A 14,367-nucleotide genomic window follows, 5' to 3' on the forward strand; every position below is an offset into this window, starting at 1 on the left:
ACGAGGTGCGCGCCGAGGGGGTGCCGGAGGAACTCGTCCCGCACAAGACGTTCCGCGGCAACCACCCCACCACCACGATCCTCGCCACCGAGCTGACCCCGTCCGTCCTCGGGCAGCTGATCGCGCTGTACGAGCACAAGGTGTTCGTGCAGGGCGCCGTCTGGAACATCGACTCCTTCGACCAGTGGGGTGTCGAGCTGGGGAAGGTGCTCGCCAAGCGCGTCGAGCCCGCCCTGACCGAGGGCGCGGACGTGCCCGGCCTCGATCCGTCCACGGCCGCGCTGGTGGCCGCCTACCGTGAACTGAAGGAAGTGCACTGACATGCAGATCGGTCTTGTGGGTCTCGGCAAGATGGGCGGCAACATGCGCGAGCGTCTGCGCAACGCCGGCCACACCGTCGTCGGATACGACACCAATCCCGAGCGGGCCGACGTGAACAGCCTGGTCGACATGGTCGAGCAGCTGGACCGGCCGCGCGCGGTCTGGGTGATGGTGCCCGCGGGCGCCGCCACCCAGCACGTCATCGACCAGCTCTGCACCCTGCTGCGGCACGGCGACACCGTCATCGACGGCGGCAACTCCCGCTGGACGGACGACGAGAAGCACGCCGAGGAGCTGGCCAAGCACGGCATCAACTTCGTCGACGCCGGCGTCTCGGGCGGGGTGTGGGGCCTGAAGAACGGCTACGCCCTGATGGTCGGCGGCGAGAAGGAGCACGTCGACGACCTCAAGCCGGTCTTCGACGCGCTCAAGCCGGACGGCCCCTACGGGTTCGTGCACGCCGGCAAGGTCGGTGCCGGGCACTTCTCCAAGATGGTCCACAACGGCATCGAGTACGCCATGATGCAGGCCTACGCCGAGGGCTGGGAGCTGCTGGAGAAGGTCGACTCGGTGGACAACGTCCGCGAGGTCTTCCGCTCCTGGCAGGACGGCACGGTGATCCGCTCCTGGCTCCTCGACCTGGCCGTCAACGCCCTCGACGAGGACCACCACCTGGAGAAGCTGCGCGGGTACGCGGACGACTCCGGCGAGGGCCGCTGGACCGTCGAGGCGGCCATCGACAACGCGGTGCCGCTGCCGGCGATCACGGCCTCCCTCTTCGCCCGGTTCGCGTCCCGCCAGGAGGACTCGCCGCAGATGAAGATGATCGCCGCGCTGCGCAACCAGTTCGGCGGCCACGCCGTGGAGGCGTCGAAGAAGTAGCGCCACCTCGGCAACACGTTGACGCGACCGGCCGGTTCGGGTCAGAGTCCCCAGCGATGGAGATCAACGACCTGACACCGGCCGAGGCGCGCGTCTGGCGGGCGTTCGCCACCGGCACGGCGGTGGACTTCCGCGCCGCGGACGACGACGACCCCGCCGACGGTGCCTCCTGGGGGCCCGAACGGACCGTGCGGGCGGCGGTGTTGCGGGCCCTGCTCCTCGACGGCCCCCGCGAGGACGGCGAGGTGCCCGCGCTGAGCCTGGCCGGCGCCCGCGTCACCGGGCGTCTGGAGTTGCAGTACGCCGAGGTCGACCACCCCGTGCGGTTGCGGCACTGCCACTTCGACGAGGCACCGCGGCTCTACGCGGCGCGGCTGCGCGAGCTGAACCTGAGCGAGTCCGTGCTGCCCGGACTGATCGGGCACGCCGCGCGGGTGGACGGCGTACTGCGGCTGACCCGCGCCCGGTTCGGGGGGATGGTGCGGCTCGGCGGGGCGGAGATCAGCGGCAGCGTGTACCTGGAGAGCACCCGGATCCACGCCCCGGACGCCGAGGGCCCGGTGCTCCAGCTGAACCAGGCGGTGCTCGCGGCCGACCTGTGGGCGCCGGGCCTGCACGCGCGGGGCGAGGTACGGCTCAACGGCGCCCGGGTGACCGGGACGGTCAACCTCACCGACGCGGTCCTCGACCGGCCGGGCGGCACCGCACTCCAGGCCGAGACGCTCTCCGCCGAGGCCGACGTGCTGATGCGCCACGCCGACGTCCGGGGCCGGCTGGAGCTGCGCGGCGCGCGGATACCGGGCCGGCTCGACCTGTCGCACGCCCGGCTGGCCAACCCCGGCGGTACGGCGCTGCGCGCCAGCAGCTGCGTGATCGGTGAACTCTGGCTGCGCGAGGGGCCGGTGGTGCGGGGCACGCTCAATCTGCGCCGTGCCCAGGTGGAGGTGCTCTTCGTCCATCCGGACGTGGTCCCGGACTGGGTGCAGCTCAACGACCTCACCTACACCTCGCTCATCCCGCACGAACCCGCCGAACGGCGGCTGCCGATGCTGGAGATGGGCGACAGCTACCTCCCCTTCACCTACGAGCAGCTGACCGCCGCCTACCGGCGGATCGGCGACGACGACGCGGCCCGGCTGGTGCAGCTCGCCAAGCAGCGGCGGCGCCGGCGTACCCTGCCCTGGTACGGCCGCCTGTGGGGCCACCTCCAGGACGTCACGGTCGGCTACGGCTTCCGGCCGCTGCGGGCGGGCGGCTGGCTCCTGTCGCTGCTGGCGGTCGGCTCGGTCGCGTACGGGCTGCACCATCCGGCGCCGCTCAAGCCGCAGGAGGCACCCGACTTCAACCCGGTGTTCTACACCCTCGACCTGCTGCTGCCGGTGATCTCCTTCGGCCAGGAGAACGCCTTCTCCCCCGGCGGCTGGTACCAGACCCTGTCCTACGTCCTCATCATCACGGGCTGGATCCTGGCCACGACGGTGATCACCGGCCTGACCCGCACCGTCAGCCGCCAGTGAGGCCCCGCGCCGCGTGCTGGGCGGCCAGCCGCACGGGTGCGTTGGCCGCGCCGTAGCCGCGGTGGCCGCCGTCGCGCTGGACGAGTTCGAAGAAGACCCGGCCGACGGTGCGGGTGTAGCAGTGCCGGAACTCGCCGTGCGCGTCGCGGTCGTAGAGGATGCCCAGTTCGCGGTACGCCTCCAGCTCCCCGTCGGCGAACTCGAAGCGGGCGGCCAGGTCGTCGTGGTAGTTGGCGGGGATCGGCAGCAGCGTCCCGCCCGCGGCGCGCAGGGCACGGGCGGCGGCGACCACGTCGTCGACGGCGAGGGCGATGTGCTGGGCGTGCGCGGTGTCGTCGACGGGTGCCGCGCCGACGGTCAGGACGATCCGCACGGCGCCGTCGTCGGTGCTGACGGCGCGGCTGCGCAGCAGTCCGTAGGGGTCGGCGACGTCCACGCTCTCCTGCGGGCGCAGCCCGAGGACGGCACGGTGGAAGAGCGCGGCCTCGTCGAACTGGTGCCAGGGCTGGGTGAGGGAGAGGTGGTCGACGCGCCGGACCGCTCCGGCCCCAGGCTCCGTTCCCGCTCGGGGCTCCGTGCCGGTCGGCGGCTGCGCTGCCTCGAAGTCCGCCCGCCAGTCGGGCAGTCCCGGGCGTCCGGTGGCGCAGAGGAACAGCTCCGTGCCGTCGGGCGCGGCGACCGCCTCCAGCGGGGCGTCGCCCGGCGCCCGGCGGCGCGGCAGTACGGGGGCGAGCAGGGCCTCGGCGCGCCGGGCCGCGCCGGACGGGTCCGGCGACTCCAGGCCCACGGCGGCCAGCCGGGTGCCCTCGCGGCGTCCGGCGGGACCGGTGTTGACCAGGATCCGCGCCTCGCCGCACTCCCAGAGGTCGACCGGTTTGCCGCGGTGGCGCGCGGTGCGGGTGAAGCCCAGCGCGCCGAGTACCGCGGCGACGGGGGCCGCGTCGGGCGTGACCAGTTCGGTGAAGGCGACTCCGGTGGGCGGGGCGGGCGCGGGCGGTGCCGCGAGGCCGACGCTCTCCTGGAGCGTGAGCAGGGAGCGCCGGGCGTCGACGGCGGTGGGGCCGGCCTCGGACTGCCGGAAGACGTCGTTGAAGACCTCGAGCGACAGCGGGCCGGTGTAGCCGGCGCGCAGCACGCGCCGCAGCAGTCCGGCCAGGTCGAAGCCGCCCTGGCCGGGGAAGCAGCGGTAGTGGCGGCTCCACTGGAGCACGTCCATCGCGAGCAGCGGGGCGTCGGCGAGCTGGAGGAAGAAGATCTTGTCGCCGGGAATGTCCTCGATCCCTTCGAGGTCCTCGGGCCCTCGCGCGCGCGAGAGGATGTGGAAGCTGTCCAGGCAGGTGCCGAGGGCGGGGTGGTCCGCGTTCCGGACGACGCGCCAGGCGTGGTCCCAGGTGCTGACGTGGCGTCCCCAGGCGAGCGCCTCGTAGGCGAGGCGGACGCCGTGCTCGCGGGCCGCCCCGGCGAGGCGGGCGAGCTGTCCGGCGACGAGGTCGTCGTCGTCCACGGCCAGTGGGGAGACGCTGGAGCAGACCAGGACGGTGTCCGCGCCGAGCCTGCGGGTCAGCTCGAACTTGTGCCGGGCGCGGCGCACCGCGCGGGCGAACTCCTCCGCCGGGAGCCCCTCGACGTCGCGCATCGGCTGGTAGAGGTCGATGGTGAGGCCGAGGTCGGCGCAGCGGGCGCGGATCTCCTCGGGGGTGAGCGGGCTGGCCAGCAGGTCGTTCTCGAAGATCTCCACGCCGTCGAAGCCGGCCCGGGAGGCGGCGGTGAGCTTCTCGGTGAGGGATCCGCTGAGGGAGACGGTGGCGATGGAGGTCCGCACGTCGGTACCTCTTCCTACTCGGGGGCGGTCACGGCGCCGGCCAGGCCCGTGATGTCGGCGAGCATCCGCACGGCGTCGGGTTCCCGCCCGGTGAACAGCCGGAACGCGTCCGCGGCCTGGAAGGCGGCCATCCCGCCGCCGTCGAGGGTGGCGCAGCCCAGGGCGCGGGCGGTGCGCAGCAGCTCGGTCTCCAGCGGGCGGTAGACGACCTCGGCGACCCACAGCCCGGGGTGCAGCAGCCCGGCGGGCAGGGGCAGGCCGGGGTGGGCGGCCATGCCGGTGGGGGTGGCGTGCACGATGCCGTCGGCGCCGGACAGCGGGCCGGGCAGCGCGTCCGCCGGGACGTGGTCGGCGCGTCCGGGCCCGAAGTGCGCGTTCAGCCGCCCGGCGAGGGCTGCGGCCCGCTCGGCCAGCGCGTCGACGACGGTGACGCGCCCGGCGCCCAGAGTGAGGACGGCGTGGGCGGCGGCCGCTCCCGCCCCGCCGGCGCCGAGCTGCACGATCCGGTCCAGCGGCGCGTCGGGCAGGCCCCGGGCGAAGGAGGCGGCGAACCCGGTGACGTCGGTGTTGTGGCCTCGCGCGCGGCCGGAGTCGTCGAAGACCACGGTGTTGACGGCGCCCAGCGCCTCGGCCTGCGGGGCGAGTTCGTCCAGGTGGGCGAGGACGAGCTGCTTGCAGGGGTGGGTGATGTTCAGCCCGTCGAAGCCCAGGTCGCGGGCGGCGCGCACCAGGTCGCCGACCGCTTCGGGCGGGACGCCGAGCCGGTCGATGTCGATCAGCCGGTACACGCAGCGCAGACCCTGCCGGCCGGCCTCCCTCTCGTGCAGGGCCGGACTGAGCGACGGGCCGATGCCGGAACCGATCAGTCCGACGAGAAACGCGTCCTTGGCCACCGGTGACGACCTCCTGAGCGGCTCGGGCCGGGGACCGAGCGGGCAATGTACGAACCAGTACGTTAGTCATAGCAGGAGGGTGCGGCGGGAGGGAAGGCGGAGGCTTCTAGAATCACCGGCACGCCCCGCGCCCGCAGTTCCGCCCCGCAGCCGAAGGAACCCGATGACCAGCGTCGACGAACCGGCACGATCCGGCACGCGCACCCGCGACGCCGCCCGCACCCGGGCCGAGATCCTCGACGTGGCGACGCGCGAGTTCGCCCGGGCCGGCTACGACGGGGCCCGGGTCGACGAGATCGCCGCCCGCACCCGGACCACGAAGCGGATGATCTACTACTACTTCGGCGGCAAGGAGCAGCTGTTCACGGCCGTACTGGAGCGGGCGTACGGCGTGATCCGGGAGGCCGAGCAGGCGCTCGACGTCGAGCACCTGGACCCGGTGGCGGCCATCCGGCGGCTGGCGGAGGTGACCTTCGACCACCATGAGCGGCATCCCGACTTCATCCGCCTGGTCAGCATCGAGAACATCCACGACGCCCAACACATCGCGTCCTCCGAGTCGCTGGCCAGCATCGGCTCCCCGGCGCTCGACGTGATCCGCCGGATCCTGGCGGAGGGGCGGCGCTCCGGGCTCTTCACCGCCGACGTGGACGCCGTGGACCTGCACGCGATGATCAGCTCCTTCTGCTTCTTCCGGGTCGCCAACCGGCATACGTTCGGCGCCCTGTTCGGGCGCGACCTGGTGGCGCCGGACCAGCGGGCGCACTACCGGGCGATGCTGGGCGACATGGTGATCGCCTATCTGACGGCGGAGCGCGCGGCGGACTGAAGCCGCCGGGACCGGGGACGGCCGGACCTCTTGACACCGGGGACACCTGCGCGCAACATCCCTTCCCAACCGCGACTAACTACCCAGTGGGTTAATTAGCGCCGCGTCCCGTGAGCCGTCCTCCCCTCTGCCCCCTCCGCCCACTCCGCACCGCCGCGGAGTCCCCCGAAGGAGCAAGCCGTGTCCGTCCCCGCCCCCGCCTCCCCAGGCGCCGCCCCGCCCGGCCAGCCCAGGAAGGCCGCGACCGCCGCCTGGATCGGCAGTGCGCTGGAGTACTACGACTTCTTCATCTACGGCAGCGCCGCCGCGCTGATCTTCCCCGACGTCTTCTTCGACGAGTCCGACCCGGCCACGGCGACCCTGCTGTCGCTGGCCACGTTCGGTGTGGCGTACGCGGCCCGTCCGGTCGGGGCGTTCTTCCTGGGCCATGTCGGCGACCGCATGGGCCGCAAGAAGATCATGGTGTTCACGCTGATCCTGATGGGCGTCTCGACGTTCCTCATCGGCTGTCTGCCCACGCGCGACCAGGTCGGCACCCTCGCCCCCGTCCTGCTGGTGCTGTGCCGGATCCTGCAGGGCATATCCGCGGCCGGTGAGCAGGCCAGCGCCAACTCGATGACGCTGGAGCACGCGCCGGGGCACCGACGCGGTTTCTTCACCAGCTTCACCCTCAGCGGCACCCAGGGCGGGCAGCTCCTCGCCACCCTGGTCTTCCTGCCGGTCGCCGCGCTGCCCGAGGAGCATCTGCTGTCCTGGGGCTGGCGGGTGCCGTTCTGGCTGAGCGTGGTGGTGGCGGTGGTCGGCTACGTGATTCGCCGCAGGCTCGACGAGACGCCGGCCTTCGAGCGGGCGGCGGCCACCGGGGGCGTCGTGAAGATGCCGCTCGCGGTGCTGGCCCGGGATCACTGGGCGGACGTGCTGCGGGTGGTCGCGGGCGCGCTCGTCGCCTCGGTCAGCACCATCTTCACGGTGTGGGCGCTGGCCTACGCCACGAGCGACTCGGTCGGCATGTCCCGCACGGCGATGCTGTGGGTGGGCGCCCTCGCCAACGTCGTCGCGCTCGGCGCGATCCCGCTGTGGGCGTCGCTGTCCGACCGGATCGGGCGGCGCCCGGTGTTCCTGATCGGCGCGGCCGGCAGCGCGGTGGCGATGTTCCTGTACCTGTGGGCCGTCTCGACCGGCTCCTATCCGCTGACGTTCCTGCTGGGCATCGTCGCCTTCGGCGTCGTCTACAGCGCCGCGAACGGCGTCTGGCCGGCCTTCTACGGCGAGATGTTCTCCACCCGGGTCCGGCTGTCGGGCGTCGCGATCGGTACGCAGATCGGCTTCGCGGTGGCCGGGTTCGCCGTGACCTTCGCCGCGCGGATCGCCGGTCCGGACGGCGACGACTGGTTCGCGGTGGCGCTGTTCACGGCCGCGCTGTGCGTCCCGCCGGTGATCGCGGCGCTCACCGCCCGGGAGACCCACAAGGTGCCGACAGACGAACTCGGCATCCGGGCCGGGGGCCGGGCCGCCGAACCGGAGACGGCCACCGCCTGACGTCCGGTCCCGGGTCCGGCCGCGCCGGATCACGAGTTCCGAAGGGGGGTACGCGGGGTATGCCGGACGGGTCTTCGACGAACGACCGAGGAGAACGATGGCGATGCCACCCCTGCGGCAGGAGACCGACGCGGGTGCGGCCGGGCTGGACGCCGAGGCGCTGGACCGGCTCGACCTGCACTTCGCCCGGCAGGTCGACGAGGGGCGGCTGCCCGGCTTCCTGGTCGCCGTCGCCCGCGGTGGGCGCGTCGGGCACCTGACCGTGCACGGCCGGCGGGACCTCGCGGCCGGCCTGCCGGTGAGCGCCGACACGGTGTGGCGGATCTACTCCATGACCAAGCCGGTCACGTCCGTCGCCGTGCTGATGCTGGTGGAGGAGGGGCTGCTCTCCCTGGACGACCCGGTGGCCCGGTACCTGCCGGCCTTCGCGGCGCCGCGGGTGTACGTCCGGGGCTCCGGGGCCGGCACCGTCACCCGGCCCGCCGCGGGCCCCGTCCTCGTCCGGCACCTGATGACCCACACGGCGGGGCTGACCTTCGGCTTCTACCACTCCCACCCGGTGGACGGGCTGTACCGGGCGGCCGGCCTGGACTCCTCGGTGCGGCCGGGCGACGACCTGGCCGGGACCGTCGACCTGTACGCGAGCCTGCCGCTCCAGTTCGAGCCGGGCACCGAGTGGAACTACTCGGTCGCCAGCAACGTCCTGGGCCGGCTCGTCGAGGTGGTGTCCGGACAGCCCCTCGACACGTTCCTCGCCACCCGCGTCTTCGGCCCGCTCGGCATGCCGGACACCGGATTCCAGGTCACCGACGAGCAGGCGGAGCGTCTGGCCGAGCTGTACGGCGAGACGGACGACGGCGGCCTCGAACCGGTGCCCGGACTGCCGCTGCGGGGCCGGCCGCGGCTGCTGTCGGGCAGCGGCGGCCTGGTCTCCACCGCGTACGACGTGCACCGCTTCGCGGAACTGCTGCGGCGGCGCGGGGAACTGGACGGCGTACGGCTGCTCCGGCCCTCGACGGTGGACCTCATGACCCGCAACCACCTGCCCGGCGGCGCCGACCTGCGCGCCGTCGGCAGCCGCCCCGCGCACGACCGGCCCGGCAACGACGGCGTCGGTTTCGGGCTCGGCGTCTCGGTGGTGACCGACCCGGACCGCACGCAGTCGCCCTCCGGGCTCGGCACGTACGGCTGGAGCGGGGTGGCCACCACCACCTTCTGGGTCGACCCGGGCCGCGACCTGACGGTGCAGTTCATGACGCAGGTGCGGCCACGGTCGTCGCACACCGTCTATCCCGACCTGAAGCGGCTGGTGCACGAGGCCCTCGCGGACTGACCCGGCCACCGGGGTCAGGACGTCAGATGGGCCAGCGCGTCCAGGTGCGGCAGGTGGTGGTCGAGGCGCTCCCGCTTGGTCCGCAGATAGGTGATGTTGCTCTCGCACGGCGGGATGAGCAGCGGCACCTGCTCGGCGACCTCGATGCCGTGCCGCACCAACGCCTCGCGTTTGCGCGGGTTGTTGGACATCAGGCGCACCGACCGCACCCCGAGGTCGCCCAGGATGCGGGCGGCGGCACCGTAGTCGCGGTCATCCACCGGCAGGCCGAGGGCGAGGTTCGCCTCCACCGTGTCCAGGCCCTCCGCCTGCAGCGCCATCGCGCGGAGCTTGGCCAGCAGCCCGATGCCGCGCCCCTCGTGGCCGCGCAGGTAGACGACGACACCGCTGCCCGCGGCGGCCACCGACCGCAGCGCGGAGGCCAGTTGGTCGCCGCACTCGCAGTGCCGGGAACCGAAGGCGTCGCCCGTCAGGCACTCCGAGTGCAGCCGGGCGAGGACCCCCTCGGCGCCGAGTTCGCCGTACACCAGCGCCACTTGTTCGTCGCCGCGCTCGTGGTCGAAATAGCCGTACGCCCGGAATTCCCCGTACACGGTGGGCAGCGGTGTCACCACCACCCGTTCCACGTCCGTGCGCTGCGACGTCTTCTTGCCGAGTACACCAATTTTTTCTGTCATGATTCTCGCGTTCCTCAACAGATCTCTCAGCGGATCTCTCAGCGGATCTCCGGGCAGGTCGCCCGACAAGGACGAAAGGCCGTGCGGAAATGGATGCCTCACTTGTGCCGGCGGACACTTCGGAGGACGTGCGCGTCCGGGGCGCGGGACTCGCGCGGCAGGTGGCGGTGCTGCCGGTGGGCAGCTTCGAGCAGCACGGCCCGTACCTGCCGCTGGCCACCGACACCCTGGTCGCCTGCGCCGTGGCCCGGGAGATCGCCGCGGCGTACCCGGTGCACCTGCTCCCGCCGGTGACCATCGGCTGCTCGCACGAGCACGCGGACTGGCCCGGAACCGTCAGCATCTCCTCGGTGACCCTCCACGCGGTGGTCGGGGACATAGCCTCCTCGCTGCGCCGCTCGGGTGTCGAGGCCCTGGTCGTGGTGAACGGGCACGGCGGGAACTACGTCCTGGGCAACGTGGTGCAGGAGTCCTCGGCACGCGGCGAGCGGATGGCGCTGTTCCCGGCCGCGGAGGACTGGGAGGCGGCGCGGAAGCGGGCGGGGGTGGCCACCTCGCTGCTCTCCGACATGCACGCGGGGGAAATAGAGACCTCCATTCTTCTGCACGCGCACCCCGAATCGGTCCGGCCCGGTTACGAGACGGCCGACTTCGTCGCGGACGACCGGCGTCATCTGCTCTCCCTCGGAATGTCCGCCTATACCGATTCCGGTGTCATCGGGCGCCCTTCGCTGGGTTCGGCGGAAAAGGGGAAGGAACTGCTGGCGAGCCTCGCGGAGTCCTTCGGGGCGTATTTCTCCCTCCTGACCGGCGATCCGGCTCCCGAGAAGCGGACGGGGCGGCCGTAGGAGCCGTCGGGGCGCTCGAACCGGCGGACGACGAGGACGACGGCACCGGGCAGGCTCGCCACCAGGCTGAGCACCCCGTACACCACCGCGACGCCAAGACCGGTGCCCGCGCCGAGGCCGGCCGCGCCGAACGCCCAGGCGGTGACGCCCTCCCGGGGCCCCCAGCCGCCGACGTTGAGCGGCAGGCCCATGGCGAGCAGGGCCAGCACGGCCAGCGGGGTCAGTTCGGCGGGCGTGGCACCGCTGCCGGCCACCCGGGCGGCGAGCGCGAACATCACCAGGTGCCCGGCGAGGACGACGGCGGACGACACGGCGACGCCCGGCAGGTTCCGCCGGGACAGCAGCGCTCGCCGCGTCTCGCCGAGCGCCCGCAGGGCCCGTCCGCGACGGGCGGGCGCCCGGTGCGGCCGCAGGGCGAGGACGACGGCGACCGCGCCGAGCAGCGCGAGGGCCACGAGGGGAGCGGCGCGCCGGGCCTCGTCCCGCACCGGGGACGGCAGCGTGAGCAGGACGACGGCGCCGGTGCCGATCAGCGCCAGTTGTCCGGCGACCCGTTCGAGGACGACGGCCCGCACCCCGCGTCCCAGGTCGCCGGCGCCGCGTCCGTGCCGCACCGCCCGGTGCACGTCGCCGAGGATGCCGCCGGGCAGGGCCGCGTTCAGGAACAGGGCGCGGTAGTAGTCGGCGACGGCCGGGCCGAGGGGCAGCCGGATGCGCAGGCCCCGGGCCACCAGGGCCCAGCGCCAGGCGCTGAACACCGTGGTGACGAGCCCGATGCCGAGCGCCGCGAGCACGGTCGGCGCGTCGATGCGGCGCAGCCCGTCCAGGAAGGCGCCGGTGCCCATCCGCCACAGGAGCACGGCGAGGACGGCGGTGCCCGCGAGGGTCCCGAGGTGGGTGCGCAGGGCGCGGCGGGCCGGGGGTGCGGCGTCGGCGGGGGTGTCCGGGCGGGGCGGGGTGCGGCGGAGGTCCGCCGGGAGGGCGGGGGCGCTCACGGCGTCCCGCCCGTCGGCCGGGGCAGCGCCAGCAGGTCGGTGTGGTGGACCACCACGCGCAGGGTGCCGTCCGCACAGGCGGCGAGGCGCTCGTCCAGGTACGCCTCGGCCCTTGACCGCAGTTCGGGGCGCTGTTCCACGGCCGCGCCCACCCAGCCCCGCAGCCACTGCGCGGTGAGGGGGGCCTCGTCGGGGCCCAGCCGCCAGGGACTGGGGTGCGCCCGCACGCTGACGCCGTGCGCGGCGAAGGCCTCCCCCGCGGCGGTGACCGCGTCCGGGCCGAGCAGCCCGGTGCGCCGCTGGTGGTCGTTGAACGCCTCGGCGATCTCGGCGTCCAGCGGGTGGGCGGGGTCGAGTTCGACGCGTCCGGCCACCGAGAGGGTCAGCAGGGCCGCGCAGCCGGCCGCGGCACAGGCGGCGGCGAGGGTGCCGATCTCCTCGGCGGTCAGGACGTCGAGGAGCGCGGACGCCGTCACCAGATCGGCGCCGGACAGCGCGTCCGGGGTGAGGCGGGCGAGGTCCCCGCGCAGCGTCTCCACGGTGACGTGGCCGCCGTCGGCGGCCGAGCGAGGGGCGCCCGCGGCCGCGAAGTGCAGGAGGTAGGGGTCGCGGTCGTGCAGCACCCAGTGCTGGGCGCCGTCGAGCCGCGGGGCGAGCCAGCGTCCCATCGAACCGGTGCCGCAGCCGAGGTCGTGCACGACCAGTCCCCCCGTCGGCGGGGTGCGTTCCGCGAGATGGGCCCGCAGCGGACCGAGCAGGTCGTGGGCGCGCGCGGCTCCATCGGCGGGCTCGCGCAGGCGCAGCCACTCGGGGGCGTAGCGCGGGGGGTCGTCGGGGTGCGGGGCGCCGGGGGCGGGAGCCTCGCGCAGGCGCAGGGTGGCGCGTTCGGCGGGGGCGGCGGCGGGGGCGGTGGACGCGGTGGGCCGGGCCGTGGACCCGCCGGTCGGGCCCGCGCCGGGGACGACGCCGGTCGTGGAGTCGCTCATGCCGTCCCCCCGGGTTCGCCGGGCAGCCGATGCAGTACGCCGGCCAGGCTCTGGGCGGTGCTCGCCCAGCCGTTCAGCGCGGCGCGGCGCCCCCGGGCGGCGCTCTTCAGCCGGCGTCGCACGTCCGCCTCGCCGAACCAGCCGCGCAGTTCGGCGGCGAGCGCGGCCGGGTCCTCGGGCGGGACGAGGATGCCGGGCACCCCTCCGTCGGGCGCGCGTCCGACCGCCTCCGGGAGGCCGCCGACGTCCGTGGCCAGCACCGGGATGCCGCGCGCCAGGGCCTCGGTGACCGCCATGCCGTAGGTCTCGGCGTAGGAGGTGAGGACCATCAGGTCGGCGGTCGCGTAGGTGGCGTCCAGTTGGGCGCCGGACCGGGGCCCGGCGAGGACCAGCCGGTCCTCCAGCCCGTGCCGCGCGATCAGGCGCCGCAGCCCCTCGACGTACTCCGGGTCGTGGCCGAGCCCGCCGACGCACACGCAGCTCCAGGGCAGGTCGGCGGCGGCCGCGAGGGCCTCCACCAGCCGGTGCTGGCCCTTGCGCGGGGTGACGGCGGCGACGCACACCAGCCGGGAGACGCCGTCGGTGCCGGGCGCGAGGGGCGCGATGTCGGCGCCGGGCGCGGCGACGTGCACGCGGGCCGGGTCGAGGCCGTGGTGCGAGACGAGGCGCCGCACCGCCCAGTCGCTGGTGGCGACGACGGCCGGCACGGCCCGCAGCACCGCCCGCTCACGGGCGTCCAGTTCGGCGGCGACGGCGGGTTCGAGGCCGGTCTCGTCGCCGAGCGGGAGGTGGACGAGGATGACCATGCGCAGCCGCTCGGCCTCCGGGACGACGATCTCCGGCACCCCGCAGGCGACCAGGCCGTCGAGCAGGACGACCGCGCCGTCCGGCAACCGGCGCAGGACGCGCGCCAGTTCCGCGCGGGCGGCGTCGTCCGGCCGGGGCCAGTCGCCGTCGACGGTCAGCCCCCGCACCCGCCAGCCGAAGCCGGGCAGGTCGAGCCGGACCCGCCGGTCGTAGGCGTTGCCGCCGCTCGGGGCGGCCGGGTCGTCGATGCCGCCCGGCACGACGAAGTGCACGGACCGCAGCGACATGGGGATGATCCCGTCGTCGGCCGGCGCGGCGCGCCGGGTGGCGATCCGGGCCGGGATCTGCGTGGGCACGTAGGTCAGCCGGTTGGTCCCGGCCGCCTCGACGGACGTGTCGGTCACAGCGCACGCTCGTAACTCGCCCAGGCGACGTGCGACTCGTGCAGGGTCACGGTGAGTCCGGCCAGGCCCCTGGCCCCCTCGCCGAGGGCGCCCTTGTGGACGCGTTCGGCGAGCCGGTCGGCGACGACCTTGGCCAGGAACTCGGTCGAGGTGTTGACGCCGGCGAAGTCCGGCTCGTTGTCGAGGTTGCGGTAGTTCAGCTCGCCGACGACGGCGCCCAGTTCGCGCGTGGCCAGTCCGATGTCGACGACGATGTTGTCCTCGTCCAGCTGCTCGCGCCGGAAGGTGGCGTCCACCAGGAACGTCGCTCCGTGCAGGCGCTGTGCGGGCCCGAAGACGTCGCCGCGGAAGCTGTGGGCGATCATGATGTGATCGCGGACGGTGATGCTGAACAACGGACGACCCTCCAGGTGTGGCGCGTCTGATCCCCCGCCGATCGCCGCGCGGGGTGCCGTCTAGTACGGCTGGAGGTCTTCCCCTGTTCAGCGGTCCGTACGTCTTTTCTCAAGGTCAG

Annotated in this window: 13 protein-coding genes and 1 pseudogene; 7 read left to right on the forward strand and 7 right to left on the reverse strand. The window is 74.0% G+C overall.

Translation table 11 applies throughout. The annotated features are described in order from the left end of the window. From IE108_RS14305 to IE108_RS14315, 3 genes are all read left to right on the forward strand, one after another. A partial coding sequence (locus IE108_RS14305) for a phosphoglucose isomerase-related protein (RefSeq protein WP_506410175.1) occupies nt 1-320 on the forward strand: 320 nt, incomplete at its 5' end. A gap of 1 nt (nt 321) precedes the next feature. Further along, complete coding sequence (gene gnd / locus IE108_RS14310) at nt 322-1,203, forward strand: phosphogluconate dehydrogenase (NAD(+)-dependent, decarboxylating) (RefSeq protein ID WP_064730751.1); 882 nt, start codon at nt 322-324, stop codon at nt 1,201-1,203. Nucleotides 1,204-1,259: 56 nt separating this feature from the next. After that, the gene (locus IE108_RS14315; protein ID WP_064730750.1) at nt 1,260-2,720 is read left to right on the forward strand and encodes a hypothetical protein; all 1,461 of its coding nucleotides are present in this window, start codon (nt 1,260-1,262) and stop codon (nt 2,718-2,720) included. Here IE108_RS14315 and IE108_RS14320 read toward each other — a convergent pair. Both IE108_RS14320 and IE108_RS14325 read right to left on the reverse strand, forming a co-directional pair. Beyond that, nucleotides 2,707-4,542: a bifunctional sugar phosphate isomerase/epimerase/4-hydroxyphenylpyruvate dioxygenase family protein gene (locus IE108_RS14320; protein WP_064730749.1), complete on the reverse strand. Its 1,836-nt coding sequence runs from the start codon at nt 4,540-4,542 to the stop codon at nt 2,707-2,709. The two genes, IE108_RS14315 and IE108_RS14320, sit on opposite strands and share 14 nt — an antisense overlap. 14 nt (nt 4,543-4,556) lie before the next feature. Next, entirely contained in the window at nt 4,557-5,435 is an 879-nt protein-coding gene (locus tag IE108_RS14325; protein ID WP_064730748.1) for a shikimate dehydrogenase, read from the reverse strand. Nucleotides 5,436-5,598: 163 nt separating this feature from the next. On the opposite strand from IE108_RS14325, the gene IE108_RS14330 reads away from it, so the two are divergent. The 3 genes from IE108_RS14330 (at nt 5,599) to IE108_RS14340 (ending at nt 9,136) form a co-directional block, all read left to right on the forward strand. Next, a complete protein-coding gene (locus IE108_RS14330) occupies nt 5,599-6,264 on the forward strand; it encodes a TetR/AcrR family transcriptional regulator (RefSeq protein WP_064730747.1) in 666 nt (221 codons plus the stop codon). A 180-nt stretch (nt 6,265-6,444) separates the two neighbouring features. Continuing rightward, nucleotides 6,445-7,803 carry an MFS transporter gene (locus IE108_RS14335; protein ID WP_064730746.1) on the forward strand — a complete coding sequence of 453 codons (1,359 nt, stop codon included), beginning with the start codon at nt 6,445-6,447 and terminating at the stop codon, nt 7,801-7,803. Between the two features lie 103 nt (nt 7,804-7,906). Continuing rightward, nucleotides 7,907-9,136 carry a serine hydrolase domain-containing protein gene (locus tag IE108_RS14340; RefSeq protein WP_064732045.1) on the forward strand — a complete coding sequence of 410 codons (1,230 nt, stop codon included), beginning with the start codon at nt 7,907-7,909 and terminating at the stop codon, nt 9,134-9,136. A 14-nt stretch (nt 9,137-9,150) separates the two neighbouring features. Here IE108_RS14340 and ribA read toward each other — a convergent pair whose 3' ends face one another. Next, nucleotides 9,151-9,813: a GTP cyclohydrolase II gene (ribA, locus tag IE108_RS14345; protein WP_064730745.1), complete on the reverse strand. Its 663-nt coding sequence runs from the start codon at nt 9,811-9,813 to the stop codon at nt 9,151-9,153. Nucleotides 9,814-9,902: 89 nt separating this feature from the next. On the opposite strand from ribA, the pseudogene IE108_RS14350 reads away from it, so the two are divergent. Further along, a pseudogene (locus IE108_RS14350) lies at nt 9,903-10,628 on the forward strand (creatininase family protein); the annotation flags it as partial. Here the strand turns inward: IE108_RS14350 and IE108_RS35330 are convergent. Genes IE108_RS35330 through IE108_RS14365 form a run of 4 tightly spaced genes read right to left on the reverse strand, consistent with a single transcriptional unit; the run spans nt 10,511 to nt 14,248 of the window. Continuing rightward, a complete protein-coding gene (locus IE108_RS35330) occupies nt 10,511-11,656 on the reverse strand; it encodes a lysylphosphatidylglycerol synthase transmembrane domain-containing protein (RefSeq protein ID WP_064730744.1) in 1,146 nt (381 codons plus the stop codon). The pseudogene IE108_RS14350 and the gene IE108_RS35330 overlap by 118 nt on opposite strands. After that, nucleotides 11,653-12,642: a methyltransferase domain-containing protein gene (locus IE108_RS14355; protein ID WP_107420319.1), complete on the reverse strand. Its 990-nt coding sequence runs from the start codon at nt 12,640-12,642 to the stop codon at nt 11,653-11,655. The genes IE108_RS35330 and IE108_RS14355 overlap by 4 nt, the downstream gene beginning before the upstream one ends. Beyond that, entirely contained in the window at nt 12,639-13,853 is a 1,215-nt protein-coding gene (locus tag IE108_RS14360; protein WP_064730743.1) for a glycosyltransferase family 4 protein, read from the reverse strand. The genes IE108_RS14355 and IE108_RS14360 overlap by 4 nt, the downstream gene beginning before the upstream one ends. Continuing rightward, nucleotides 13,850-14,248, reverse strand: a complete 399-nt coding sequence (locus IE108_RS14365; RefSeq protein WP_064730742.1) for a 6-pyruvoyl trahydropterin synthase family protein — start codon at nt 14,246-14,248, stop codon at nt 13,850-13,852. Before IE108_RS14365 ends, IE108_RS14360 begins: the two co-directional genes overlap by 4 nt. Nucleotides 14,249-14,367 lie beyond the last annotated feature (119 nt).

The sequence above is a fragment of the Streptomyces parvulus genome, from assembly GCF_014648855.1.
Classification (GTDB): Bacteria; Actinomycetota; Actinomycetes; order Streptomycetales; family Streptomycetaceae; genus Streptomyces; species Streptomyces parvulus.